Annotated in this window: 26 protein-coding genes; 14 read left to right on the top strand and 12 right to left on the bottom strand. The window is 57.5% G+C overall.

From position 1 onward, the window contains the following. Position 1: 1 nt before the first annotated feature. The gene (gene modC, locus FQK12_RS09985; RefSeq protein ID WP_014228468.1) at positions 2-1060 is read left to right on the top strand and encodes a molybdenum ABC transporter ATP-binding protein ModC; all 1059 of its coding nucleotides are present in this window, start codon (positions 2-4) and stop codon (positions 1058-1060) included. On the opposite strand, the gene FQK12_RS09990 is transcribed toward modC, so the two are convergent. Further along, positions 1061-1879, bottom strand: coding sequence for a pyridoxal phosphatase (locus tag FQK12_RS09990; RefSeq protein ID WP_014228469.1), 819 nt, complete (start codon positions 1877-1879; stop codon positions 1061-1063). A gap of 221 nt (positions 1880-2100) precedes the next feature. Between FQK12_RS09990 and pgl the strand changes: the two genes are divergently transcribed. Next, positions 2101-3096, top strand: coding sequence for a 6-phosphogluconolactonase (gene pgl / locus FQK12_RS09995; RefSeq protein ID WP_014228470.1), 996 nt, complete (start codon positions 2101-2103; stop codon positions 3094-3096). Positions 3097-3154: 58 nt separating this feature from the next. Here the strand turns inward: pgl and FQK12_RS10000 are convergent, their stop codons facing one another. After that, positions 3155-3631 (bottom strand): GNAT family N-acetyltransferase, encoded by a 477-nt coding sequence (locus tag FQK12_RS10000; RefSeq protein ID WP_014228471.1) that lies wholly within the window; start codon positions 3629-3631, stop codon positions 3155-3157. Positions 3632-3764: 133 nt separating this feature from the next. Between FQK12_RS10000 and FQK12_RS10005 the strand changes: the two genes are divergently transcribed. Further along, the gene (locus FQK12_RS10005) at positions 3765-5234 is read left to right on the top strand and encodes a PLP-dependent aminotransferase family protein (protein WP_014228472.1); all 1470 of its coding nucleotides are present in this window, start codon (positions 3765-3767) and stop codon (positions 5232-5234) included. Between the two features lie 243 nt (positions 5235-5477). Here FQK12_RS10005 and FQK12_RS10010 read toward each other — a convergent pair whose 3' ends face one another. From FQK12_RS10010 to ycgZ, 3 genes are all read right to left on the bottom strand, one after another. Next, positions 5478-5744: a biofilm development regulator YmgB/AriR family protein gene (locus FQK12_RS10010; RefSeq protein ID WP_004849010.1), complete on the bottom strand. Its 267-nt coding sequence runs from the start codon at positions 5742-5744 to the stop codon at positions 5478-5480. A 54-nt stretch (positions 5745-5798) separates the two neighbouring features. After that, positions 5799-6122: a hypothetical protein gene (locus tag FQK12_RS10015; RefSeq protein ID WP_014228473.1), complete on the bottom strand. Its 324-nt coding sequence runs from the start codon at positions 6120-6122 to the stop codon at positions 5799-5801. Between the two features lie 121 nt (positions 6123-6243). Further along, the gene (gene ycgZ / locus FQK12_RS10020; RefSeq protein ID WP_004849015.1) at positions 6244-6486 is read right to left on the bottom strand and encodes a regulatory protein YcgZ; all 243 of its coding nucleotides are present in this window, start codon (positions 6484-6486) and stop codon (positions 6244-6246) included. Between the two features lie 335 nt (positions 6487-6821). Here ycgZ and FQK12_RS10025 point away from each other — a divergent pair, with 335 nt between their 5' ends. Both FQK12_RS10025 and FQK12_RS10030 read left to right on the top strand, forming a co-directional pair. After that, positions 6822-8045 carry a diguanylate phosphodiesterase gene (locus FQK12_RS10025; RefSeq protein WP_014228474.1) on the top strand — a complete coding sequence of 408 codons (1224 nt, stop codon included), beginning with the start codon at positions 6822-6824 and terminating at the stop codon, positions 8043-8045. A gap of 188 nt (positions 8046-8233) precedes the next feature. Beyond that, a complete protein-coding gene (locus FQK12_RS10030; RefSeq protein ID WP_014228475.1) occupies positions 8234-8965 on the top strand; it encodes a MerR family transcriptional regulator in 732 nt (243 codons plus the stop codon). A 94-nt stretch (positions 8966-9059) separates the two neighbouring features. Here FQK12_RS10030 and FQK12_RS10035 read toward each other — a convergent pair whose 3' ends face one another. From FQK12_RS10035 to FQK12_RS10045, 3 genes are all read right to left on the bottom strand, one after another. Next, positions 9060-9614: a LuxR C-terminal-related transcriptional regulator gene (locus FQK12_RS10035; protein WP_004849021.1), complete on the bottom strand. Its 555-nt coding sequence runs from the start codon at positions 9612-9614 to the stop codon at positions 9060-9062. 58 nt (positions 9615-9672) lie between these two features. Further along, positions 9673-9891 (bottom strand): hypothetical protein, encoded by a 219-nt coding sequence (locus FQK12_RS10040; RefSeq protein WP_014228477.1) that lies wholly within the window; start codon positions 9889-9891, stop codon positions 9673-9675. 413 nt (positions 9892-10304) lie between these two features. Continuing rightward, entirely contained in the window at positions 10305-11588 is a 1284-nt protein-coding gene (locus FQK12_RS10045; protein WP_014228478.1) for a putative acyl-CoA thioester hydrolase, read from the bottom strand. 230 nt (positions 11589-11818) lie between these two features. Here FQK12_RS10045 and hutI point away from each other — a divergent pair, with 230 nt between their 5' ends. The 5 genes from hutI (at position 11819) to FQK12_RS10070 (ending at position 18749) form a co-directional block, all read left to right on the top strand. Next, a complete protein-coding gene (gene hutI, locus FQK12_RS10050; RefSeq protein ID WP_014228479.1) occupies positions 11819-13036 on the top strand; it encodes an imidazolonepropionase in 1218 nt (405 codons plus the stop codon). A 140-nt stretch (positions 13037-13176) separates the two neighbouring features. Further along, positions 13177-13902: a histidine utilization repressor gene (locus FQK12_RS10055; protein WP_014228480.1), complete on the top strand. Its 726-nt coding sequence runs from the start codon at positions 13177-13179 to the stop codon at positions 13900-13902. Between the two features lie 143 nt (positions 13903-14045). Continuing rightward, entirely contained in the window at positions 14046-15734 is a 1689-nt protein-coding gene (gene hutU / locus FQK12_RS27615) for a urocanate hydratase (protein WP_014228481.1), read from the top strand. Further along, positions 15731-17254, top strand: coding sequence for a histidine ammonia-lyase (hutH, locus tag FQK12_RS10065; protein WP_014228482.1), 1524 nt, complete (start codon positions 15731-15733; stop codon positions 17252-17254). Before hutU ends, hutH begins: the two co-directional genes overlap by 4 nt. Before the next feature lie 112 nt (positions 17255-17366). Continuing rightward, a complete protein-coding gene (locus FQK12_RS10070) occupies positions 17367-18749 on the top strand; it encodes an amino acid permease (protein WP_004849033.1) in 1383 nt (460 codons plus the stop codon). A gap of 99 nt (positions 18750-18848) precedes the next feature. Here FQK12_RS10070 and FQK12_RS10075 read toward each other — a convergent pair whose 3' ends face one another. Beyond that, a complete protein-coding gene (locus tag FQK12_RS10075) occupies positions 18849-19325 on the bottom strand; it encodes a kinase inhibitor (protein ID WP_009653774.1) in 477 nt (158 codons plus the stop codon). Between the two features lie 69 nt (positions 19326-19394). After that, a complete protein-coding gene (bioA, locus tag FQK12_RS10080; protein ID WP_014228483.1) occupies positions 19395-20684 on the bottom strand; it encodes an adenosylmethionine--8-amino-7-oxononanoate transaminase in 1290 nt (429 codons plus the stop codon). Between the two features lie 85 nt (positions 20685-20769). Here bioA and bioB point away from each other — a divergent pair, with 85 nt between their 5' ends. Genes bioB through bioD form a run of 4 tightly spaced genes read left to right on the top strand, consistent with a single transcriptional unit; the run spans position 20770 to position 24418 of the window. Then, complete coding sequence (gene bioB, locus FQK12_RS10085) at positions 20770-21810, top strand: biotin synthase BioB (protein ID WP_014228484.1); 1041 nt, start codon at positions 20770-20772, stop codon at positions 21808-21810. Next, positions 21807-22964: an 8-amino-7-oxononanoate synthase gene (gene bioF / locus FQK12_RS10090; RefSeq protein ID WP_014228485.1), complete on the top strand. Its 1158-nt coding sequence runs from the start codon at positions 21807-21809 to the stop codon at positions 22962-22964. The genes bioB and bioF overlap by 4 nt, the downstream gene beginning before the upstream one ends. Next, positions 22948-23703: a malonyl-ACP O-methyltransferase BioC gene (gene bioC, locus FQK12_RS10095; RefSeq protein WP_014228486.1), complete on the top strand. Its 756-nt coding sequence runs from the start codon at positions 22948-22950 to the stop codon at positions 23701-23703. The genes bioF and bioC overlap by 17 nt, the downstream gene beginning before the upstream one ends. Continuing rightward, positions 23696-24418, top strand: coding sequence for a dethiobiotin synthase (gene bioD, locus FQK12_RS10100; RefSeq protein ID WP_014228487.1), 723 nt, complete (start codon positions 23696-23698; stop codon positions 24416-24418). Before bioC ends, bioD begins: the two co-directional genes overlap by 8 nt. On the opposite strand, the gene FQK12_RS10105 is transcribed toward bioD, so the two are convergent. Next, positions 24360-25082: an ABC transporter ATP-binding protein gene (locus FQK12_RS10105; RefSeq protein ID WP_014228488.1), complete on the bottom strand. Its 723-nt coding sequence runs from the start codon at positions 25080-25082 to the stop codon at positions 24360-24362. The two genes, bioD and FQK12_RS10105, sit on opposite strands and share 59 nt — an antisense overlap. Continuing rightward, positions 25076-25331, bottom strand: a 256-nt coding sequence (locus FQK12_RS27455; RefSeq protein ID WP_222435538.1) for a hypothetical protein, incomplete at its 5' end; no start/stop codon positions are given. The genes FQK12_RS10105 and FQK12_RS27455, both read right to left, overlap by 7 nt.

Below are 25331 nucleotides of genomic sequence, written 5' to 3' on the forward strand. Positions count from 1 at the left end.
CATGCTTGAGCTCGATTTTACCCAGACGCTGGGTACCCACTGTCTGCAAATTTGCGAGACGCTTCCCGCCAGCGGCATTACGGCAGTGTTCGGCGTCTCCGGCGCGGGTAAAACCTCGCTGATTAACGCCATTAGCGGCCTGACGCGCCCGCAGCAGGGGCGCATCGTCCTCAACGGCAGAGTGCTGAACGACGTTGATAAAGGTATCTGCCTGGCGCCGGAAAAGCGCCGCATTGGCTACGTTTTTCAGGACGCGCGCCTGTTTCCGCACTATAAAGTGCGCGGCAATCTGCAATATGGCATGGCTAAGTCTATGGCGGCGCAGTTTGACAAGCTGGTGGCGCTGCTCGGCATTGCGCCGCTGCTTGACCGCCTGCCGGGCGGCCTCTCCGGTGGGGAGAAGCAGCGGGTGGCGATTGGCCGGGCGCTGCTTACCGCGCCGGAGCTGCTGCTGCTGGATGAGCCGCTGGCATCGCTGGATATTCCGCGCAAGCGCGAGCTGTTGCCCTATCTGCAGCGTCTGGCGCGTGAAATCAAGATCCCGATGCTGTACGTCAGCCACTCTCTGGACGAAATCCAGCATCTGGCGGATAACGTGCTGGTGCTGGAAGAGGGGAAAGTGAAAGCCTTTGGCTGTTTGGAAGAGGTGTGGAGCAGCAGCGTGATGCACCCCTGGCTTCCCCAGGAGCAGCAAAGCACGATCCTGAACGTGACCGTTGCCGCTCAGCATCCGCAGTATGCCATGACCGCGCTGGCGCTGGGGGATCGGCAGATATGGGTTAACCGTCTTGACAGGCCGCAGGGCGAAAGCGCGCGGATCCGCATTCAGGCCTCGGACGTTTCTCTGGTACTGCAGCCCGCTCAGCAAACCAGTATCCGCAATATTTTACCCGCGCAGGTCATGCAGTGTATTGAAAGTCATGGGCAGGTTGAGGTCAGGCTGGAGATAAGCGGCCGTACCCTTTGGGCGCGCATCAGCCCCTGGGCGCGCGATGAGCTGGGGGTGACCCCGGGCCAGCGGCTGTATGCGCAGATAAAAAGCGTGTCGATAGCCGCCTGATTACAGCAGGTGGCGATAGATGTAGTCGGCGATGCTGGTGGTTTCGTTTTCACCGATCACCACGTTGGCGCGCGCTTTGACCTCCTCCACCGCGTTGCCCATCGCCACGCCGGTACCGGCGGCTTCCAGCATGCTGAGGTCGTTATAGTTGTCGCCGAAGGCGATAACATCCTGCATCGACAGGCCCTGCGACGCGACCCACTGCGCCAGGCGTTTGCCTTTGCTGTTGCCTTCCCGGGCAATGTCCACCTGATCGTGCCACGACCATTCGCACTCCAGACCCAGCGTCTGGCCAACGTGTTGGGCAAAGCGCTGCAGTTTGGCGGTATCTTCATCGGTCAGGGCGAATTTCCACACGGCGTTAACTTCGCGGGCCGCCTGCGCCAGAGAATCGACCTGAGTGAATACCGGACGCTGCTCGACGGGCAGCGACTGCGCCCAGCTGGCGGTGCGGATAACGTGCCCGGTCGGCTGCTCGTACAGCATGGCGTCATCGACGTACATCAGGCCGTGAATATCATGCTCGTTCAGCATTTCCGTCAGGCTCAGGGCTTTATCTACCGGCATCGGGTCGGATTCAAGCACCTTTTTTGCATGATAATCATACAAATAAGTGCCATTGCAGCAAATTGCAGGTGTATCCAGCGCCAGCGCCTGATAAAAAGGATGGATAGCGACGTGATGTCGGCCGGTGACGACGATGATCTGATATCCCGCGTCTTTGGCGCGAGCCAGCGCATCGAGCGAGGCGGGGAGGATGGTCTTTTTGCCGGTTAAGAGCGTGCCGTCTAAATCGAGGGCAATCACGCGTGAGGTCATGGGTTGTTTCCGGTTAATGATGAAAAGTTAGCAGGCTATGATGGTACACCGCTGTGCCATTCCGGCAAACTTTTCAGCATCTACCGCTAAAGAGCCGATACACTTGATCTTTCAGGCTACCAGGAGGCAACCTGAAGAGCGTTGTGTATGCATATTGTGTTTTTCAGGGTGTCGTTAGTCTGAAAAATGAAATTTCCACGTGCAGTGAGGAAGGAGTATTCATGAAACAAACCGTTTATACCGCCAGCCCGGAAAGCCAGCAGATTCACGTCTGGGATCTGGATCTTGAGGGGAAACTGACCCTGGTGCAGGTTGTTGATGCCCCGGGCCAGGTGCAGCCGATGGTGGTGAGCCCGAACAAAGAGTTTCTCTACGTCGGCGTGCGTCCGGAGTTTCGCGTACTGGCCTACCGCATTGCGCCCGATAATGGCGCCCTGACTTTCGCCGGTGAAGCCGCGCTGCCGGGTAGCCCAACGCATATTTCTACCGATCGTCAGGGGCGCTTTGTGTTCAGCGCTTCCTATAACGCGGGCTGCGTGAGCGTTACGCCGCTGGTGGACGGCCTGCCGCGAGAAGCGGTGGCGGTGGTTGAAGGTCTGGAAGGCTGCCACTCGGCAAATATCTCTCCGGATAATCGCACCCTGTGGGTACCGGCGCTGAAGCAGGATCGTATCTGCCTGTTTACCCTGAGCGACGACGGTTTCCTCGCAGAGCAGGAGCCGGCTGAAGTGACCACCGTTGAAGGCGCGGGCCCGCGTCACATGGTGTTCCATCCGAATCAGCAATACGGCTACTGCGTCAACGAACTGAACAGCTCCGTTGACGTCTGGGAGCTGAAAGATCCGTACGGAAAAATCGAATGCGTGCAGACGCTGGACATGATGCCGCCTGATTTTGCCGGCGTGCGCTGGGCGGCGGATATCCATCTGACCCCGGATGGCCGTCATCTCTACGCCTGCGATCGTACCGCCAGCATTATCACTATCTTCAGCGTCTCGGAAGACGGCAGCGTGCTGTCCATCGAAGGCTATCAGAATACCGAGACCCAGCCGCGCGGCTTTAACCTCGATCATAGCGGCAAATATCTGATCGCCGCCGGTCAGAAATCGCATCATATCGCGGTGTATGAAATCAAAGGCGAGCAGGGACTGCTCCAGGAAAAAGGGCGCTATGCCGTAGGCCAGGGCCCGATGTGGGTCGTGGTCAACGCTCGCTAAGTTCTCTGTCAGTGACGAAACCTCGCCGCGGCGAGGTTTTTTTACGCCTGCGCAGGGGCTACTTCACCCGCATACGATACTCAATCATGCCGCTTTTCTCCGCGACCCAGTTATACAGACGCTGGCCCCGAAGGTTGGTCTCATGCGTGTGCCAGTACAGGCTGGCTGCGTGACGTTTGCGCGCCTGCAGCTGAACATACTCAATCAGCTGTTTGCCGATATGCTGACCGCGAACGGCCGGGTCAACGAAGAGGTCCTCCAGATAGCAGTAGTCGCTTTCGGCCCAGGTGGAGCGGTGGAAGAGATAATGTACGAAACCCACTATCCTGCCTTCCTGTTTTGCCACTGCGCAGAACATCGGTTCGGCGGGATGGAAAAAGCGCTTCCAGGTGAGCTGCGTGATGGTTTCCGGGATGTCGACGCGATAAAACGTCTGGTAGCTTTTCCACAGCGGCAGCCACTGGGCAAAGTCGCTTTCAGCCGCGGGGTGGAGGGTTACCTGCGCGAGGTTAACGTCGGTTTTGTTGCTATTCATGGCTGTTCCTTATTTTTATCAACCGGATGGTTTGACCTGGCGCTATGGTAGGTGCTGTTCTGGTTCCTAAAAAGTGACACTTTCTGTATATTTATAGGATCCACTTTTATGCCGTCGATGCCCGCTGCCGCTCATGCCAAAACCCATTGCCCCTCTGTTTCAGGAACTGTTATTAGCCCGCGGCGTGATTAAAGATCAGGTCTACCACGCCCTGCGTCAGGCGATTCTGGATGGCCGATTGTCGGCGGGTTCAAAAATCCCCTCCAGCCGGGCGTTGGCTGAGATGATGGCGATCTCGCGAAACTCGGTTATTGCCGGTTTTGACCGCCTGATGGATGAGGGGTACCTGGTCACGCGCAAGGGGGCGGGCACCTTTGTCTGCGAGCATATCCCGGATAACCTCATTAGCGAGTATGACGCGTCGACGCCGCCCGAAACGGCAATAGCCGCCGCAGGGCCGCTTAATCCTGAGGTCGCCGCACTGGTGTCATCATGGTCAGAAAGAGAGGACAGCGGCGAAATGCGTCAGGTTTTTGCCGTCGGTATCGGCTGTACCGATCTCTTCCCTCATGCTTTATGGGGGCGGCTGCTGGGGCGCGTCTGGCGGCAATCGCGTCGTGAGCTGGGAGCGCACGCCACGCCCTATGGATATCAACCTCTACGCCAGGCGATTAGTCGCTATATTCAGGCGACGCGCGGCGTCAATTGCCACGAAGATCGGGTGATCATTGTCAACGGTATTCAGCAAGCGCTTTCCATCACCGCTCAGGCTTTACTGGAAAAGGGCGATGAGGTCTGGCTCGACGATCCCGGATACAACGGCGCCCGCGGCGCATTCGCCGCCAGGGGAGCGGTGGTCCGGCCCGTTCGGGTTGACGAGGAGGGCATGGATATTCAGGATGGCATTCGCCATTACCCGCAAGCTAAGCTGGTCTATACCGCGCCGTCGCACCAGTTCCCGCTCAGTGGAACGCTTAGCCTGCCCAGAAGGCTCGCCTTACTGGAATGGGCGGAAGCCCATCGGGCGTGGATATTTGAAGACGATTACAATAGCGAATTCCGCTATGCCGCCCGCTCTCTGCAGGCGTTGCAGGGGTTAGATAATCATCAGCGGGTCATCTACGCGGGCACATTTTCTAAGATGATGTATCCGGAGTTCCGGCTGGGCTTTTTAGTGGTCCCCGAGCATTTGCGTGAACAGTTTGCCATGACGAAATATTACACCGATCTCTGTAGTGGATATCTCGAACAGGCCGTCCTGGCCCGTTTCATCAGCGAGGGGCACTATGCCAGCCACGTCCGTCGTATTCGCAAAGCCTGTTTTGAGCGAAAAAGCGCGCTGGAGGCGGCGATTGCACGCTACTTTGCCGGGCGCATGGTCGTACATCCAACGGATTCGGGTATTCACATAGTCTGCTGGCTATCAGCGGGTTTAAAGGCAGAAGAGGTCGTCGCTAAGGCGCGCCAGCAAGGTTTCGGCGTGCAGACGTTTGAGCGCTATTGTCAGCGGCCGATGTCGCGCGAAGGAGTTTTATTCGGTTTTGCAAACCATACCCCAGCGGTGTTGACCGAGGGAATTCGCCGCCTGGCTGCGATGTTTTAGCTCAGCAATACGGGAAATATTTTGCAGGGGATTAATGGCATTCATTGCCGGGTTATATTGCAGACAAAGATTATCTTTTTGGAAAACCTGCCCCGTCCTGATTATTCATCTGACAATAGGGGCAGCGTTTTAAAAAGAGAGATACCGCGCCTGGATTTAAAGTATATCCACGGCTTCTGTAATAATATAACCATTCGCTTAGCGATATGTGACTTCCCTGTTTAATTACAGCCGGTTAATAAATCAGATATCATCCATGGTGTAGCTGACGACGATTTCCAGGGTTTTGCGGATAACGTCTGCAGTTACGACATCGCTGGTGGTTTCCAGCGCCGTAATTAACCACAAAATAATCGCCTTGTTGCTGAGATGACCCTCAGACTCAAGGATGCTGCTGATAGCCAGCGACATCACCGCTGATTCATCGATCAGTCTGTCGCCTGCGTTGCGGAAATATTCAGAGAGTGCGGTATCGTTCAGGCCTGCGTAAATATCCGGTTGCTGATGCATAGTCTGTCTCATCATATTCTCTACTTTGTAAGTTAAACATTAGACCAGTAGTGGTCAGTGTATTTTATTCGTACCTGGCTGCTGAGGGGAACCTAATAACGAATTCGGCTCATCCCAATTATGCTTAGCGCCTGAAGTATCCACGGTATTGTTTTTTCCACGGCGAGCTACCATATTACTGATTTCATCGATAATACGCCCAATTGCATTCCGCCGCTTTTTATCCTGTTCCCCAGCCTGCATGGCCTGGAGTTTCCCGATCAGTGCTTGTTTACTAATAGGCCCCTTATTTTTGAGTAGAGAGAGGACAGCCTCTCCAATCAATAAATCGGTTAGTGGATCATAATCATTGCGATTCATAACGGTATCTCTGATCATTGTCATCTCCTTGACTGGGAATTTAGTAGCAAGCCGGTAATCCGTGTCAGATACTGGCCCATCCCTTATATTTCCTCATTCAGTAACGACTTAAATCACCAGATAGCTGAAGCCACTTTTATCACTGATGCTCAAACAAGAGACCAATCAACGTTTGATAATGGTTTTCTTCTTCAGGTTCTGAAGCCACTTCAAGGCGACCCAGCAGTTTCGTACACAGGGATTTGCGATTCAGGTTGCGTCCTTCATTAAGGATATCCATTACAATCTGCCCTAACGTCTCCTGCTGCGAAGGTAACGACGCTTTATTGAAGTAGTGGGCAATAGCGTTAGCCGTGTCAGGAATGTAACCGTTCTGCTGCATATGTGCTCCTGTCAGTTCAATTATCAGTGAAGTTGCGATTAAAGTTATACAATGTTTATCAACTTGTACATAGAAAATGGAAAAAATATGTTAATTTTCTTAATGTTTTTCGTAACATATTGATTTGTATGGTTTTAAAATTGTACAAATCTTAAGGTAAACATCGAGTGGAGATGTACGAGTTGTACAGGTATGCAGGAAGGCAAGAACGCCAGCGAAAAGAGGGTGTTAATGTGATTTATTTGTTAATGACTCGGGCTCTTTTACAGGACTTATGCGGGTAGACCTGCTACTGTAATATCTTATTGGCTTTCATCTCTTCTGTCGGAAACTTCATGCTCACTACCATCATTTATCGCAGCCATATCTGCGACAACGTGTCAATTAAATCGCTCGAAAGCATGGTTGCTGAAGCAAATGTCAAGAATAGTCAGGAAAACGTGTCGGGTATTCTGCTTTTTAACGGCACCCACTTTTTTCAGCTATTAGAAGGACCTGAAGAGAAGGTCGAGGAAATTTACCGCCGTATCTGCGCAGACCCGCGGCACCATAACCTCGTGGAGCTGCTCAGGGATCATGGACCGATGCGGCGCTTTGGTAAAATTGGCATGGAACTCTTTGATTTACGAGAGTTTGACCGCGATGAAGTGCTGCAGGCTGTGCTGGATAAAGGGACCACAAAATATCAGCTCACCTATGACGACAGAGCGCTCCATTTTTTCCGTACCTTCGTCGAAGCCACGGAAAAGGAAAACTATTACGAAATTCCTGCGGCTGAAAGCTGGGAGTTTGTGATAGAAGACGCTGCCTGCTACCCTGAAACTCCGCTGCAAGAGGCCGAATGCAGCTTTGCTTTTCAGCCGGTCATCGATCCGTTTGCCAAAGAGGTCGTCTCCTACGAAGCGCTGCTGCGCACGACTTCCGGTGATTCGCCAGCGGTCTATTTTGACGGACTTTCGCGAGAGGAAATCTACTGGACGGATCTCCACAGCAAGCGCATTGCCTTCGCCATGGCGGGACTTTTGCACCTCCGTGGACGCACGTTGTCGATTAATCTGCTGCCCATGACGCTGGTGAATGTTCCCAACGCTGTCGAATTTCTGTTAGCGGAAATTGAAGCCAGCGGTTTGATCCCTGAGCAAATTATTGTGGAATTTACCGAAAGCGAAGCCATTTCCCGTCTTGATGAATTCACCGATTCCGTGCGTAAGCTCAAGTCTGCGGGAATTCGCGTGGCTATCGATCATTTTGGCGCCGGGTTTGCCGGGCTATTGCTGCTGGCTCAGTTTCAGCCGGACCGCATCAAGATTAATCGCCAGCTGGTTAAAGATATCCATAAGCACGGCCCAAAACAGGCAATCGTTCAGGCGATTATTAAATGCTGTCACTCCCTGGAAATCGCCATTTCTGCGGTAGGTATCGAGCAGGCGGAGGAGTGGATGTGGCTGGAGTCAGCGGGGATTACGCATTTCCAGGGAAATTTATTTGCCAGTCCGTGTCTGGGAGGCATTCCGCCGGTAGCATGGCCAGAGAAAAAAGTAGCGTGTGAGCTTCTTTAAATTTTGACCCCGGCTCAGCGCAGCGTGTCGGTTAAAAAGCGGTGTATAACGGTAAAATAAGCCCTGTTTTTTGCCCGGTATATCGGCGCCCGACCTGTTTATTTTAGCTGTACAAGAAAAGTTAATTGTACAACCAGGCTAAATTCGTTAATTTAGTCGGTAAAGTATTATCAGGTTAGAGGGCGCTAATGGCATATTACAGCATCGGTGAGGTTGCCGAACGTTGCGGAATCAACCCCGTGACTTTGCGTGCATGGCAGCGAAGATATGGTTTGCTAAAGCCGCAGAGAAGCGAGGGAGGCCACCGCCAGTTTGACGAGGAGGACGTTCAGCGCATTGAGGAAATCAAACGCTGGATCGATCGCGGGGTCTCCGTGGGCAAGGTTAAGGCGCTTCTGGAAGGCCATCAACCTGAAACGCAAGACGCTGCCGTCCTGCTCCAGGAAGAGATGATGACGCTTCTGCGAGGTGTCCAGCCCTCAAAATTACGCACCCGCATCATGTCCCTCAGCCATGAATATCCCGTAGATAAACTGATTGACCGGCTCTTTGTCCCCGTCCGCAGTAAGCTCAATCTCGATCCGAATACCTCCATGGCGATTATCAGTATGCTGGACGGTATCCTGATTGATTGCGTAGCGTCCATTCTTGCGGAATCGCGCAAAAAGGTGGGGAAAGAGACGCTGTTGGTGGGGTGGGGTAATGAAGACCGTACCCGTCTGTGGCTGGAAGCGTGGCGTTTATCGCAGCGCGCCTGGCACGTCAACGTGCTGGCGGAGCCGCTGGATTCTCCTCGCCCGGAACTGTTTCCTGGTCAGCACATTTTTGTCTGGACCGGCCGCGCGCTGACCCCCTTGCAGGCAGAATTACTTAGCCACTGGCAAAGCCAGGGCTTCACCATTGAGTTTCACGGAGAGTAAGCGTCTTAGAGGGTTAGCAGCGGAACATTTTTAGAGATGTTATTCCGCCGCTTGTCTTCCTGAAGCATGGCAACATGCGCTGGCAGGTAAATTATCAGAAATTGAGCTGGGTCCAGGCTTTAAACGTTTCGCTGCGGCTAATATTAAAAAAATCTGTCCGACCCGAGCAGCCGAGCTTTTTGATTAAGGTCAGGCGAATTTGATAAATTGTTTTAATATGTAAATTCAGCGACTTCCCTATATTTGCCATCGCTTCACCATCGTTCATCAGGCGAATCACTTCTTTTTCGCGATTGGTAAAAACGATACTTTCAGATTCCCGGTCCGGCTTCTTACCGAACAAGGTGGGGCGGAGAATAAACGATTTTATCTCAGCGGGCGTTGAGCGCGCCGGGATTCTGTACATTGGTATTTCGCTCAGGAAGTTCAAATCATTACCGTCGGTGAGCAGGACAAAACGAACTCTTTTGCGATCGTAATGATGATTAAGCACCGCATAATAGTTATCGCTGGTGAAAAACACATATTTTCCATGAAAACAGCCTGGTGATAATGAATCGAGTACAAGCTGTAATCCTTGACGAAGAAGGTTATTGTTAATCCAAAGATCGTAATGATTAAAAAAGTGACCTTGCTTGTCGTTATTCATTTGTCCTCCGAGGTAGAAATGTTAATAATGGCTTAATTTAACAAATCACATATCATGCTTAGTGATGGTTTTTACCACGTAGCACATGCAGCGTTTGGATATATAAATCGGCGAGTATTTCATTTTTCTCGAGATTCAGGCGCCGCTGAACCTCAACGATTAAACGCTCATGGCTAACGGCTTCGCTCTCCGTCTGGGTCTGCACCATGTGTTCGATATTTTTCAGCAAAGCAGAGTTAGAAATAAACTCTGCAGGAATAGTATTTTTAATCTGCATGGTATATCTCGGGTTATGTTAGACAATAAATCAACAAACAAAGATGCGGGATAAAAATCATCTTTGCTCTACGGTTCTTTACCATTTCAAAGGAAATGGTGTGCATTTTTTAAAATCATAAGAATGCTGTAATGCAGAATTTAAAACTTACGTAATAACTATAGTCACGATCTTCAGGATGTACAATTTTTCCGAATTAATTTTGTACATTTAGTTGGTTTTTTTAACATTGGCTTATAACATATTGTTTTGTATAGTTATTTTTTGTAAAGATAATGTGAAAAAGTTGTACAGGACGGCGTCTGTACAGGGATAACCTACAGGATGAGGGGATAGCGGTGAAGAAGCGGGAAGGGCACAGCGGGAAGAGAAAGAGACAAAGGGGGAATAGCTTCCCCCTTTTGGCGTAAGCGTTACTGCTTCGGTTCAGCGACGACAAAGCTTCCCACGCCGCGGTTGTTGTATTCCCACATGCGGTTGAAGTTAGCGTCATTCAGGTTACGCTGCGGGTTGCCTTTGGCATCCGCAGTACCGGTGTTGCCGCTAAACGGACGGTTTGAACCGACGGCATCAGCCCACGGTTTGGCAATATTAAAGCCTTCATTAATGACGCTATCGCGAATAACGACCTGGCCATTGGTGTTGCCGTCAACGTCCAGAGAGCGGCCCAGCTGCGCGACGTTATCGCCGGAAGCGGTAAAGCGGCTGTTGATCGCCAGGAAGCCGTAGGTCACGCTCTTCAGGGTCGCTGGCGCAAAGACGTAGCCCTCTTTCTGGGTGCGCGAATTGACCACACGGAAGTCGGTATTATCGAACACGACCGCCCCACGACCGGAAACGATATCGACGTCGCCTTCAATATAGCTGTTGCTGACCAGGGTTCGGGTCTGACGGTTATCCTGCAGGCGGTTTTGTACGCCGCTGTTGGTCACGAAAAAGGTGTTCTGGCGACCGAGGATATTCACCTTGTTAATCTGTACCCGATCGCCATCGCTACGCAGCGCCACGGCCTGATGGGTGCCCGCGTCTACGCTGTCGCCGAGGTTGTTGGCGATAGTCAGGTTCTGTAGCTGGAGATCGTTATTCTGCGACCAGAATACCGCTGAGCACATCACGCCAACGGTGGCGGCACGTCTGCTCTGGCAGCTGTCGTACATATACCAGGCCGGTTTGCCCGGCATATATTTGCCGCCCGGATTAACCTGGTGACGCCAGGAGACCGGATCCATTTCTGAATCAATCGCTGCGCTGATTTTTACATCAATCGGCTTCTCACCGGTGCCGTACAGGGTCAGCGCGCCAGGCGCCGCCGGAACGTATACGGTGCCCGCATATTCACCCGGCATGATGGCGATAAACTGACGACGATTGGAGTGGCGGGTAATCGCTGCATCCACCGCGGCCTGAATCGTGGTGTGGGTTACCCCCTGGGTACCCGCAGGACCCACGACAAAATCCGGCTGCGCCGGGAGGCTGATGGCGGACGGGCTCCACGCAGCGGCGTTAGGATCGAGAGACTGGAAATAGCTCGCTGGTAAGAAGTTTTTCGCCTCATCGGCGGTTAAAACTGGACGAGAGGCCGTGCCCGGCGCTGTTTGCGTTGAGGGCTGTTGATCGGCAGGCGTCGAACTACAGGCGGACAACGTCACGCCAAAGGCCAGCGCCAGCGCCAGGCGGGAAACGGAATATGTGTTCATGTTGCTCCGGGCAAGAATAAATTAAGGGTATAGGTCCTTTAAAGCCTGCTGTTTTATACCAACTTAAGCGAAACGGGAAGACGTAGCGCAAAAAAGTTGCTTCTTTACATAATAAGAGCCGGGAAGGGGCCGCTTTTGATCACAAATAAATAACATTTGCCGGGGGCTGAGTTGACATTTCTCGCAGAATCAAAATAAATGTCTATACAACCCATGACAAGTTGACCGCTATGACACACACACCTTCCGAACGCCTAATCTGGCGAAACGTCCGCCTGGCCACGCTCGATCCGCGTTTCTCTCAGCCGTATGGACTCGTGGAGCATCATGCGCTGCTGGTGCGCGATGGACGCATTGAAGCCATTGTGCCCGAAAGCGAGGCGCCCGCAGGGCAAAGTATTGACCTCGGCGGCAGGCTGCTCACGCCGGGGCTGATTGATTGCCACACGCACCTGGTCTTCGGCGGCAGCCGGGCGCAGGAGTGGGAGCAGCGCCTCAACGGCGTCTCCTACCAGACCATTAGCGCCAACGGCGGCGGCATTAACGCGACCGTGCGCGCCACCCGGGAAAGCAGCGAAACGGAGCTGCTGGCGCTGGCCCGGCAGCGGCTGGCTCGTCTGCTGCGCGAAGGGGTCACCACCCTGGAGATCAAGTCCGGCTACGGGCTGGATCTCGCAAACGAACGTAAAATGCTGCGGGTTGTACAACAGCTTGCCGCAACGCATACCGTTGAGATTTCCCCCACGCTACTCTCCGCCCACGCCACGCCGCCGGAATATAAAGGCGACCCGGACGGCTATATCAATCTGGTATGCGAAACCATTCTGCCCACGCTGTGGGAAGAGGGGCTATTTGAAAGCGTCGATGCCTTCTGCGAAAACGTCGGCTTTACCCCCGCGCAAACTGAACGGGTTTACAGCACGGCCCAGGCATTAGGTATCCCGGTAAAAGGTCACGTTGAGCAGCTCTCTTCGCTGGGCGGCGCCGAATTAGTGAGCCGCTATAAAGGCCTGTCCGCCGACCATATTGAATACCTGACCCCAGAGGGCGTGGCGGCGATGAGCCGCAGCGGCACCGTGGCGGTGCTCCTGCCCGGCGCGTTCTATTTCCTTAACGAAACCCGCAGGCCGCCGGTTGAACTGCTGCGCGAATATCAGGTTCCGATGGCGGTGGCGACGGACTACAACCCCGGCACCAGCCCCTTCGCCAGCCTGCATCTGGCGATGAATATGGCCTGCGTGAAATTTGGCTTAACGCCGGAGGAGGCGTGGGCAGGCGTAACCCGTCATGCGGCTCAGGCGCTGGGCCGCCAGGCGAGCCACGGTCAGCTGGCGCCGGGCTTCGTTGCTGATTTTGCTATCTGGGACGCGGAGCATCCGGTTGAGATGGTTTACGAGCCGGGGCGCAGCCCGCTCTGGCAGCGCGTGGTGCGAGGAGAAATCGCATGAAGCTATGACAACCGACGGCCGCCGGGATTTGGCAGGGACGCGACCACAGCGCGGAGGCGCGGCAAATCGCCCATTGGTGGCAGTAGCGATTCAGTATATTCTGGACGTTTCGCCGCCCATTCGCACAAGGAAGCCCGGCCATGTTCTCATCGCAACCTCGTTCCGCGCCTGCGCCTTTCTATGAAAAGGTGAAACAGGCTATTAGCGAAAAGATCCACAGCGGCGTCTGGCGTCCACACGATCGCATTCCTTCGGAGGCGGAGCTGGTGGCGCAGTTTGGCTTTAGCCGGATGACCATCAATCGGGCGCTGCGCGAGCTGACCGATGAAGGCCGGCTGGTGCGATTACAGGGGGTGGGGACGTTTGTTGCGGAGCCGAAAGGGCAGTCGGCGCTGTTTGAAGTGCGCAGCATCGCGGAGGAAATTACCTCTCGTCATCATCAGCACCGCTGCGAGGTGGTGCTGCTGGAGGAAACGCAGGCGGATCTGATTCAGGCCGCGGCGCTCAATGTGGCCGCCGGTACGCGGATTTTCCATTCGCTGATGGTGCATTTTGAAAATGAGGTACCGGTACAGATTGAGGACCGCTGCGTCAACGCCGCCGTGGTGCCGGACTATCTGCGTCAGGACTATACCGCGACCACGCCCCACGACTATCTGTCGCTGATCGCCCCTCTGACCGAAGGGGAGCACATTGTTGAGGCGGTGCAGGCAACGGCGGAGGAGTGCGCGCTGCTGCATATTCACGCGCACGACCCGTGTCTGCTGATCCGCCGCCGCACCTGGTCCACCACCCATATCGTTTCCCACGCGCGCCTGATTTTCCCCGGCAGCCGCTACCGTCTGCAGGGCCATTTTGGTTCCTGATCTTCCTGCGCGTCGGCAAAACGTGATTGCTGACGCAATATAACAAAAATGTATCTTTTGTGTTAAATCCTGGCTTGCGTATGCTTGTATAGACAAGTATATGTATCTACGTACACAACGTTAATTGTCAGGAGAACCCCCCGATGTCGCAAAGCAAATACCGCCAGCAGGACGTACGTGCACCGCGTGGCACAACGTTAAATGCGAAGAGCTGGCTGACCGAAGCTCCGCTGCGTATGCTCATGAATAACCTCGACCCGGATGTCGCCGAAAACCCGCATGAGCTGGTGGTGTATGGCGGCATCGGACGCGCGGCGCGCAACTGGGAATGCTATGACGCTATCGTGAAGGCGCTGAAAAACCTCGAGAGCGACGAAACGCTGCTGGTGCAGTCCGGTAAGCCGGTGGGCGTATTCAAAACCCATGAAAACTCGCCGCGGGTGCTGATCGCCAACTCCAACCTGGTGCCGCACTGGGCAACCTGGGAACACTTTAACGAGCTGGATGCCAAAGGGCTGGCGATGTACGGCCAGATGACCGCCGGCAGCTGGATCTATATTGGCAGGCAGGGCATCGTGCAGGGCACCTATGAAACCTTCGTTGAGGCAGGCCGCCAGCACTACCAGGGCAGCCTGAAGGGGCGCTGGGTGTTGACCGCCGGTCTGGGCGGCATGGGCGGCGCGCAGCCGCTGGCCGCGACCTTAGCGGGCGCCTGCTCGTTGAATATCGAATGCCAGCAGAGCCGCATCGATTTCCGCCTGCGTACCCGCTACGTTGATGAACAGGCGACGTCGCTGGATGACGCGCTGGCGCGCATCAAAAAATACACCGCCGAAGGCCGGGCAATCTCTATCGCACTGTGCGGCAACGCGGCAGAGATCGTACCGGAAATGGTCAAACGCGGCGTGCGCCCGGATATGGTGACCGATCAGACCAGCGCCCACGATCCGCTGCACGGCTATCTGCCGAAAGGCTGGAACTGGGAAGAGTACCAGGCTAAGGCCGAGTCGGACCCGCAGGGCACTATCCTGGCGGCGAAACGCGCAATGGCCGACCACGTGCAGGCGATGCTGGCATTCCACGAAATGGGCGTGCCGACGTTTGACTACGGCAACAACATTCGCCAGATGGCCCAGGAGATGGGCGTTGGCAACGCGTTTGCTTTCCCTGGCTTCGTTCCCGCCTATATCCGCCCGCTATTCTGCCGCGGCATCGGCCCGTTCCGCTGGGTTGCCCTGTCCGGCGACCCGCAGGACATCTATAAAACCGACGCGAAAGTGAAAGAGATCGTTAAAGACGATAAGCACCTGCATCACTGGCTGGATATGGCCCGCGAGCGTATCAGTTTCCAGGGGCTACCGGCACGTATCTGCTGGGTAGGCCTCGAATGGCGGCAGAAGCTGGGGCTGGCGTTTAACGAAATGGTGCGCAGCGGCGAAGTCTCCGCACCGATCGTCATTGGCCGCGACCATCTGGACTCCGGCTCCGTCGCCAGCCCGAACCGCGAGACGGAAGCGATGCGCGATGGTTCCGACGCCGTCTCCGACTGGCCGCTGCTCAACGCCTTACTGAATACCGCCAGCGGGGCGACCTGGGTGTCGCTGCATCACGGCGGCGGCGTCGGGATGGGCTTTTCGCAGCACTCCGGCATGGTTATCGTCTGCGACGGTACCGATGAAGCGGCGGTGCGCATTGCCCGCGTCCTGCACAACGACCCGGCGACCGGCGTGATGCGTCATGCCGACGCGGGCTACGATATCGCGATTGAGTGCGCGACAGAACAAGGTTTGAATCTTCCGATGGTGGCAGCAACGCAGGGGCACGCTAAATGAACGCTTTAACACTGATTCCGGGTCAACTCAGCCTGTCGCAGCTGCGCGACGTCTACAGCCAGCCGCTGAACATTACGCTAGACGAAAGCGCGTTCGCGGCGATTGATGACAGCGTTGCCTGCGTCAACGCGATTCTGGCGGAAGGCCGCACCGCCTACGGTATCAACACCGGTTTTGGCCTGCTGGCGCAGACGCGCATCTCAACCGAAGATCTGGAAAACCTTCAGCGATCGCTGGTGCTGTCGCACGCGGCGGGGATTGGCGAACCGCTGGATGATGACCTCGCGCGTCTGATTATGGTGCTGAAAATTAACAGCCTGTCGCGCGGCTTTTCCGGCATTCGCCTGAGCGTGATTCAGGCGCTGATTGGCCTGGTCAACGCGGGCGTGACGCCGTGGATCCCGGCGAAGGGATCGGTCGGCGCCTCCGGCGACCTCGCGCCGCTGGCGCATATGTCTTTGACCCTGCTTGGCGAAGGGAAAGCGCGCGTGCGCGGCGGGGAGTGGCTGCCGGCGACGGAAGCGCTGCGTCAGGCGGGGCTTGAGCCGATTACTCTGGCGGCGAAAGAGGGGCTGGCGCTGCTCAACGGCACGCAGGCGTCGACGGCGTTTGCCCTGCGCGGCCTGTTCGAAGCCGAAGACCTGTTCGCTTCCGCGGTAGTTTGCGGGTCGTTAACCACCGAAGCGGCGCTCGGTTCGCGTCGTCCGTTTGATCCGCGCATTCACGAAGCGCGCGGTCAGCGCGGGCAGATTGACGCCGCGGCGCACTATCGCCATCTGCTGACCGACGACAGCGCGATTTCCCAGTCGCACCATAACTGCACCAAGGTGCAGGATCCGTACTCTCTGCGCTGCCAGCCGCAGGTGATGGGTGCCTGCCTGACCCAGCTTCGCCAGGCGGCGGAAGTGCTGCTGGTTGAAGCCAACGCGGTATCCGATAACCCGCTGGTGTTCGCCAGCGAGAACGACGTGATTTCCGGAGGTAACTTCCACGCCGAACCGGTGGCGATGGCGGCGGATAATATCGCGCTGGCGATTGCCGAAATCGGATCGCTGTCGGAGCGCCGTATCGCGCTGATGATGGACAGCCATATGTCGCAGCTGCCCCCTTTCCTGGTCAAAAACGGCGGCGTCAACTCCGGGTTTATGATTGCCCAGGTGACGGCGGCGGCGCTGGCCAGCGAGAACAAAGCGCTGTCGCACCCGCACAGCGTGGACAGTCTGCCAACCTCCGCTAACCAGGAAGACCACGTCTCGATGGCCCCGGCCGCCGGCCGCCGCCTGTGGGCGATGGCGGAAAATACCCGCGGCGTACTGGCCGTTGAGTGGCTGGCCGCCGTGCAGGGTCTGGATATGCGCGAAGGCCTGAGCAGCAGCCCGCTGCTGGAAGAGGCGCGCCACCTGCTGCGCGAACGGGTGACCCATTACACCGAGGACCGCTTCTTCGCCCCGGACATCGAAAACGCCATTGCGCTCCTGGCGGCGCGTCATCTGACGCGGCTGCTGCCTGCCGTGCTCTGAGACCAACGCTAAACCATCGCTGTTCTCTGTACCTGCGCCGGGAGGATCTCTTCCTCCCGGCCACCCTACACGCATATTTGTCGTCGTATAAAAACTATCAGGACACTTGCATATGCAACAACAAAACAAGCCACACCTGCTGCGCGGGCTGAATGCCCGGCACATTCGTTTTATCGCCCTCGGCTCCGCCATCGGTACCGGGCTGTTCTACGGCTCGGCATCGGCGATCAAGGCCGCGGGCCCGGCGGTACTGCTGGCCTATCTGATCGGCGGCGCGGCGGTGTTTATCGTGATGCGGGCGCTGGGGGAAATGGCGGTACGCAACCCCGTTTCCGGCTCCTTCAGCAGCTACGCGCGCCAGTATCTTGGCCCGCTGGCGGGTTTTATTACCGGCTGGACCTACACCTTTGAGATGGTGATCGTCGCCCTCGCGGACGTTACCGCGTTCGGCATCTATATGGGGCTGTGGTATCCCGATGTTCCCCGCTGGATCTGGGTGCTGAGCATTATCTTTTTTATCGGCGCCATGAACCTGTGCAGCGTGCGCGTTTTCGGCGAGATGGAGTTCTGGCTGTCGCTGATCAAAGTAGTGGCGATTATTGCCATGATTGTGGCGGGCGGCAGCATCATTTTCTTTGGATTCGGTAACGCCTTTCCGGCAACCGGGCTGGAGAATTTGTGGAGCCACGGCGGCTTTGCCCCTAACGGCTGGGAGGGGATTATAGCCTCGCTCGGTATCGTGATGTTTGCCTTTGGCGGCGTCGAGATTATCGGCGTGACCGCGGCGGAAGCGAAGAATCCGCAGAAGGTGATCCCGCAGGCGATCAATACTATCCCGCTGCGAATCGTGCTGTTCTATGTCTGCACCCTGGCGATTCTGATGGCGATTTTCCCGTGGAACAGCTTCGGCGAGCGGGGCAGTCCGTTCGTGCTGATTTTTGATGGTCTGGGGATTCCGGCGGCGGCTACCATCCTGAATATCATCGTGATCAGCGCCAGTATTTCGGCGATTAACAGCGATATTTTTGGCGCGGGGCGCATGATGTACGGCATGGCGAAAGAGGGGCTGGCGCCGAAGAGCTTCCAGCGCATCGCCAGCAACGGGGTGCCGTGGATGACGGTGGTGGTGATGGGCGTGGCGCTGCTGGCGGCGGTGGTGCTGAACTACCTGATGCCGGAGCAGGTGTTTGTGCTGATTGCCTCGCTGGCAGCTTTTGCTACGGTGTGGGTCTGGCTGATGATCCTGCTGGCCCACTTTGCGATGCGTCGCGGCCTGTCCGCTGAAGAGCGCGGCAATATCGCGTTCCCGGTGCCGTTCTGGCCGGTGGCGCCGCTGCTGACGCTGCTGTTTATGGGACTGGTCATCGCGGTGCTGGGGATGGTGGAGGAGACGCGGATTGCGCTTATCGCCGGTCTGGTATGGCTCGGGCTGCTGACGGCGGTGTGGTTTGCGCGGGTGCGCAAAAACGCCGTGCAGGCGGTGACGGAGTCGTGATTGTTTTGGTTTACCCGGGTTGCGGCTGACGCCTTACCCGGGCTACCCAATCGCACTCACCTGTAGCCCGGATAAGGCGTTTACGCCGCCATCCGGGGCTTAGCTAAACAGGGCGGTAATCGACGCGCTGCCGAGGCTGTGGAAATGGACGTTAAAGCCGACCATCGCGCCGCTCGCGCCCTCATCGACCGCAATTTTTTCGACGTCCAGCGCGTGGACGGTAAAGATATAGCGATGGGTCTCGCCTTTTGGCGGCGCCGCGCCGCCGTATCCGGCCTGGCCAAAATCGGTACGGGTCTGAATCGCCTCTTCGGGCAGTTCCGCCTGTCCGGAGCCGGCTCCCTGCGGTAACACGCGGGTATCGGCCGGAAGATTGGCCACCAGCCAGTGCCACCAGCCGGAGCCGGTTGGCGCATCGGGATCGAAGCAGGTCACCACAAAGCTTTTGGTTCCGGCCGGCACATCGTCCCACGCCAGATGCGGCGAGATATTATCGCCATCGTAGCCCATGCCGTTAAAGACATGACGATTGGGCAGCTTCTCACCATCCTGTAAATCATGACTGATTAATTTCATCGTCTCTCCTCGTAGTCATCCGCTGATTAGCCAGAAAGTGTAGCGCGAGAGAGGCGCCATTACCGTCGCTTATTCGCTAAAAAATGTTTCTTCCTGAACCGCGGCGTTTACCGCCCGCGTCAGGCGGCTCAGCTGCTCCGGCGTAATGATGTACGGCGGCATCAGGTAAATCAGGCGACCGAACGGGCGGATCCACACGCCTTGTTCGACGAAAAAGCGCTGCAGGGCGGCCATATTCACCGGCCGATGCGTCTCGATCACGCCAATCGCTCCCAGCACCCGCACATCGGCAACCTGCGCGGATTCGCGCGCCGGCGCCAGCTCGGCGCTGAGCTGCGCTTCAATGGCTGCCACCTGCTGCTGCCATTCGCCGCTTTCCAGCAGGCGCAGGCTCTCGGTCGCCGCCGCGCAGGCCAGCGGGTTGCCCATAAAGGTCGGGCCGTGCATAAAGCAGCCGGCTTCCCCGTCGCTGATAGTTTCCGCCACCTGACGGGTGGTGAGGGTGGCGGAGAGGGTCATGGTGCCGCCGGTCAGCGCTTTGCCGAGGCACAGAATATCCGCCGCAATCCCCGCGTGCTCGCAGGCGAACAGCTTACCGGTTCGACCAAAGCCGGTGGCAATCTCATCGGCGATCAGCAGGATACCCTCGCGATCGCACATCCTGCGGATCCGCCTGAGCCACTCGGGGTGGTACATCCGCATTCCGCCCGCGCCCTGAACAATCGGCTCGAGGATCACCGCGGCGATTTCATGGCGGTGGGCGGCCATCAGACGGGCGAACGGCACCATATCCCGCTCATCCCAGTCGCCGTCGAAGCGGCTCTGCGGCGCCGGGGCGAAGAGGTTATCCGGCAAATAGCCCTGCCACAGGCTGTGCATTGAGTTCGTCGGATCGCAGACCGACATCGCGCCGAAGGTATCGCCGTGATAGCCGTTGCGGAAGGTGAGAAAGCGCTGGCGCGGGTCTCCCTTCGCCTGCCAGTACTGCAGCGCCATTTTCATCGCCACTTCGACGGCGACGGAGCCGGAATCGGCGAGGAACACGCATTCGAGGCTTTCCGGGGTCATCGCCACCAGCTGGCGGCACAGGGCGACCGCGGAAGGGTGGGTAATCCCACCGAACATGACGTGCGACATCTGGTCAATCTGCGCTTTCATCGCCGCGTTCAGGCGCGGGTGATTGTAGCCATGAATGGCCGCCCACCAGGACGACATGCCGTCAACCAGCTGCCCGCCGTCGGCGAGGGTCAGCTCACAGCCGTGGGCGGCCACGACCGGATAGACCGGCAGCGGCGAAGTCATTGAAGTGTAAGGGTGCCAGATGTGGCGCCGATCGAAAGCGAGGTCGTCCGTTGTCATAATCGACTTGTAAACCATTTTGAAAACATTTAGGTTTACGAGTATAAACCGAACCAACAATTAACAAAACCCTTTGGAGAGGCTAATGGCTCACCACCCCCGCTGGACAATGTCGCAAGTTACTGAGTTATTTAATAAACCCTTTCTGGATCTGCTGTTTGAAGCGCAACAGATCCATCGCCAGCACTTCGACCCGCGCCAGGTTCAGGTCAGCACGCTGCTGTCGATTAAGACCGGCGCCTGCCCGGAAGACTGCAAATACTGCCCGCAAAGCGCGCGCTATAAAACCGGTCTGGAATCCGAACGCCTGATGGAGGTTGAACAGGTGCTTGAGTCGGCGCGACAGGCGAAACAAGCCGGTTCAACCCGCTTCTGTATGGGGGCGGCGTGGAAGAATCCGAACGATCGCGATATGCCGTATCTTGAGCAGATGGTGAAAGGGGTGAAAGCGCTAGGGCTGGAAGCGTGCATGACCCTTGGCACGCTCAACGATAGCCAGGCCCAGCGTCTGGCCGGCGCCGGTCTGGATTACTACAACCACAACCTCGATACCTCGCCGGAATTCTACGGCAATATCATCACCACCCGCACCTATCAGGAGCGCCTCGATACCCTCGATAAAGTGCGCGATGCCGGAATTAAAGTGTGCTCCGGCGGTATTGTCGGGCTGGGGGAAACGGTCAAAGACCGCGCCGGGCTGCTGCTACAGCTGGCCAATCTGCCGACGCCGCCGGAAAGCGTGCCGATTAACATGCTGGTGAAGGTCAAAGGCACGCCGCTGGCGGATAACGACGACGTGGACGCCTTTGATTTTATTCGTACTATCGCCATCGCGCGCATCATGATGCCGACCTCGCACGTGCGCCTCTCCGCCGGTCGTGAACAGATGAACGAACAGACCCAGGCGATGTGCTTTATGGCCGGGGCGAACTCGATTTTCTACGGCTGCAAGCTGCTGACCACGCCAAACCCGGAAGAGGACAAAGACCTGCAGCTGTTCCGCAAGCTGGGGATTAATCCGCAGCAGACCGAGGTACTTGAAGGCGATAACGCCCAGCAGCAGCGGCTGGAGCAGGCGTTGATGAACCCGGATACCGAGGAATATTACAACGCGGCGGCGCTATGAGCTGGCAGCACCGCATCGAGCTGGCGCTGGCGGAACGGCAGGCGGCGGATGCCTTGCGCAGTCGCCTGCCGGTGACGCTGGGCGCAGGACGCTGGCTCAGCCGCGAAGGGCGGCGCTGGCTCAATTTTTCCAGCAACGATTATCTTGGCCTCAGCCAGCATCCGGCTATCGTCAAGGCCTGGCAGCAGGGGGCGGATCGCTACGGCGTCGGCAGCGGCGGCTCCGGCCACGTCAGCGGCTATAGCGAGGCGCACCGCGCGCTGGAGGAGCAGCTGGCCGGCTGGCTGGGCTATCCGCGCGCGCTGCTGTTTATTTCCGGCTTTGCCGCGAATCAGGCGGTGATTGCCGCGCTGGCGGGCAAAGAGGATCGGATTGTCGCCGACCGTCTCAGCCACGCTTCGCTGCTGGAAGCCGCCAGCCTAAGCCCGGCGCAGCTGCGGCGTTTTCAGCACAACGACAGCCGCCATCTTGACGATTTGCTGGCGAAACCGCTATCCGGCCAGCAGCTGGTGGTGACCGAAGGCATTTTTAGCATGGACGGCGATAGCGCGCCGCTGGCTGAGGTTTATCAGGCGGCGCGGGCGGCCGGCGCGCTTCTGCTGGTTGACGACGCGCACGGTATCGGCGCGCTCGGCGAAGAGGGGCGCGGCAGCTGCTACGCGCAGCAGGTACGCCCGGATCTGCTTATCGTCACCTTCGGTAAAGCGTTTGGCGTCAGCGGCGCGGCGGTGCTGTGCAGCGAGGCGCTGGCGGATTATCTGCTGCAGTTTGCCCGCCATCTGATTTACAGCACCGCCATGCCGCCGGCGCAGGCGGTGGCGCTTAGCGCCGCGCTGGCCGTGATTCGCAGCGACGAGGGTCAGCAGCGGCGGGAAACGCTGGCCGGCCATATCGCCGACTTTCGCCGGGGAATGTCCCACTATCCCGGGGAGCTCACTGATTCCGGCAGCGCGATCCAACCGCTGATCGTCGGCGACAACGCCCGCGCGCTGCGGTTGGCGGCGCGTCTGCGTGAGGAAGGCTGCTGGGCGACGGCTATTCGCCCGCCGACGGTTCCCGTCGGCAGCGCGCGGCTGCGCCTGACGCTGACCGCCGCGCACGAGTCTGCCGATATCGCCCGCCTGCTGGAGGTGCTGCATGACGGCGGTGAATAAGCGCGCCGTCGCGGCGGCGTTTGGCCGCGCGGCGGGACATTACGCTCAGCACGACGAATTACAGCGTCTTAGCGCCTCGCTGCTGCTGGAACAGCTCGATATCAAGACCTTTCCTGAGGTGCTGGACGCGGGCTGCGGCCCCGGCAGCATAAGCCGCTTCTGGCGCGATGCAGGGAGCCGGGTGACGGCGCTGGATCTTTCCGTCGACATGCTGGCGGAGGCCCGCCGCGGAAACTGCGCGCACCGCTACGTCGAGGGCGACATCGAAGCGCTGCCGCTGGCGGACGGCTGCGTTGATCTGGCGTGGAGCAACCTTGCGGTTCAGTGGTGCGACAATCTCGCGACCGCCATTGATGAGCTGTCCCGGGTCGTGCGGCCCGGCGGCCGCGTGGCGTTTAGTACGCTGCTGTCAGGTTCGTTACCTGAGCTCATTCAGGCCTGGCAAGCCATCGATGAGCGGCCGCACGCCAACCGTTTTCTCAGCGAGCAGGCGGTGCGTCAGGCGCTGGCCGAACGCCGCGCCAGCGGCCACGTCCACGCCATCACGCTGCCGTTTCCCGACGCGCTCAGCGCGATGCGCTCGCTTAAAGGCATTGGCGCGACCCATCTGCACCACGGACGCAGCCCTGCGCCGCTCAGCCGCGGCAAGCTGCGGCAGCTCCAGCTCGCCTGGCCGCAGCAGCAGGGCCAGTGCCCGCTGACGTATCATCTTTTTACAGGAGTTATCGAACGTGACTAAACGTTTCTTCGTTACCGGCACCGACACCGAGGTGGGGAAAACCGTCGCCAGCTGCGCGCTGCTGCAGGCGGCCAATCGCAAGGGATTTAAAAGCGCTGGCTACAAACCGGTGGCTTCCGGCAGCGACTGTACGGCCCAGGGATTACGTAATGAGGATGCGCTGGCTTTACAGCGCAATAGCCGCGTGGCGCTGTGCTACGAGCAGGTCAATCCGTTCACCTTTGCTGAACCGACGTCACCGCATATTATCAGCGCCGATGAAGGGAGACCGATTGACGCCGCCGCGATTTCTGCTGGACTGCGCGAGCTGGAAGCGCTGTCCGACTGGCTACTGGTGGAAGGGGCGGGGGGCTGGTTTACGCCGCTGTCAGAAACGCTGACCTTTGCCGATTGGGTACAGGAAGAGCGGCTGCCGGTGATTTTAGTGGTCGGCGTTAAGCTGGGGTGCATCAACCATGCCATGCTGACCGCTCAGGCGGTGCTACAGGCCGGACTGCCGCTGGCGGGCTGGATAGCCAACGATATCCAGCCGCCCGCCAGGCGCCACCCTGAATATCTGGCAACGCTGAAACGCGTGCTGCCCGCGCCGTTTCTTGGCGAGATCCCGTGGCTGGTGGAGGCGGCTCAGCGCGAGGATCTCGGTCAGTATCTCGACCTCAGCGCGCTGGATCGGGCGTCATCCACTTCGCCAGCAGCGGGGCATCCAGCTGGATAACGTCGCCCTGAGCTACGCTGCGTCCACAGTGCAGCAGACAGAAACGATCCGCCACCCGACGAATAAACGGCAGGTGCTGTTCGGCGATCAGCACCGTCAGGCCAATATCGCGGTTCAGGCGCATCAGTAAATCCCCGAGCTTGTGCAGGAAGCGCTGGCCGCCGCCGCGCGAAGGTTCGTCGAGGATCAGCAGGCGCGGACGGGTTATCAGCGCCCTGGCCAGCGCCAGCTGGTACTGATCGTCGGCGCTCAGGGTAATCCCTTTACTTTGGCGCAGAGCGTACAGCTCGGGGAACAGATCGTAAATCTCTCCGGCGACCGCTGACGCCGGTTCGCCGCCCGCCGCAAGGGCAATGTGCAAATTTTCCTCCACGCTCAGCTGCGAAAAGATCCGTTTATCCTGCGGTACATAGCCAATGCCGATGGCGCTGCGAGACTGCGCGGAGAGCGGCATCAGGTCATAGGGCGCCGATCCTCCGTCCTGCCAGGTGATAGTGCCGCTGGCCACCGGTAGATGACCGGTAATACAGTTGACGAGCGTGGTTTTCCCCATTCCCTGGCGCCCCATGACGCAAGTGCATTTACCGGGTTTGAGCTCAAGGTCAACATTCCACAGCGTGTGCTGGCTTCCGTAATAGTGGTTCACGGCGCGTAGACTCAACATAGACGTTTTCTCCTTTCCTGGGATAGCAGGCGACGAGAAGATTCTGCAAATCTCTTGCCAGGAAAAAGAACTCTCGGTATTTGCTGGTCAATACAGGTGCGACCGGGCACAAGCGGACCGACCTTGCACTTTCCCGGTGCCCGCGCGCTGAAATGTGGTGCAAAAAATAACAAAAAATCTAGCCACTCTTCGCCAATAAACAGCAAAAAAAATTCAATTAATTTTTTTCGCGGCGGGTTTGGCCGGGGC

The organism is Klebsiella sp. ME-303 (assembly GCF_007910085.1).
Classification (GTDB): Bacteria; Pseudomonadota; Gammaproteobacteria; order Enterobacterales; family Enterobacteriaceae; genus Klebsiella; species Klebsiella michiganensis.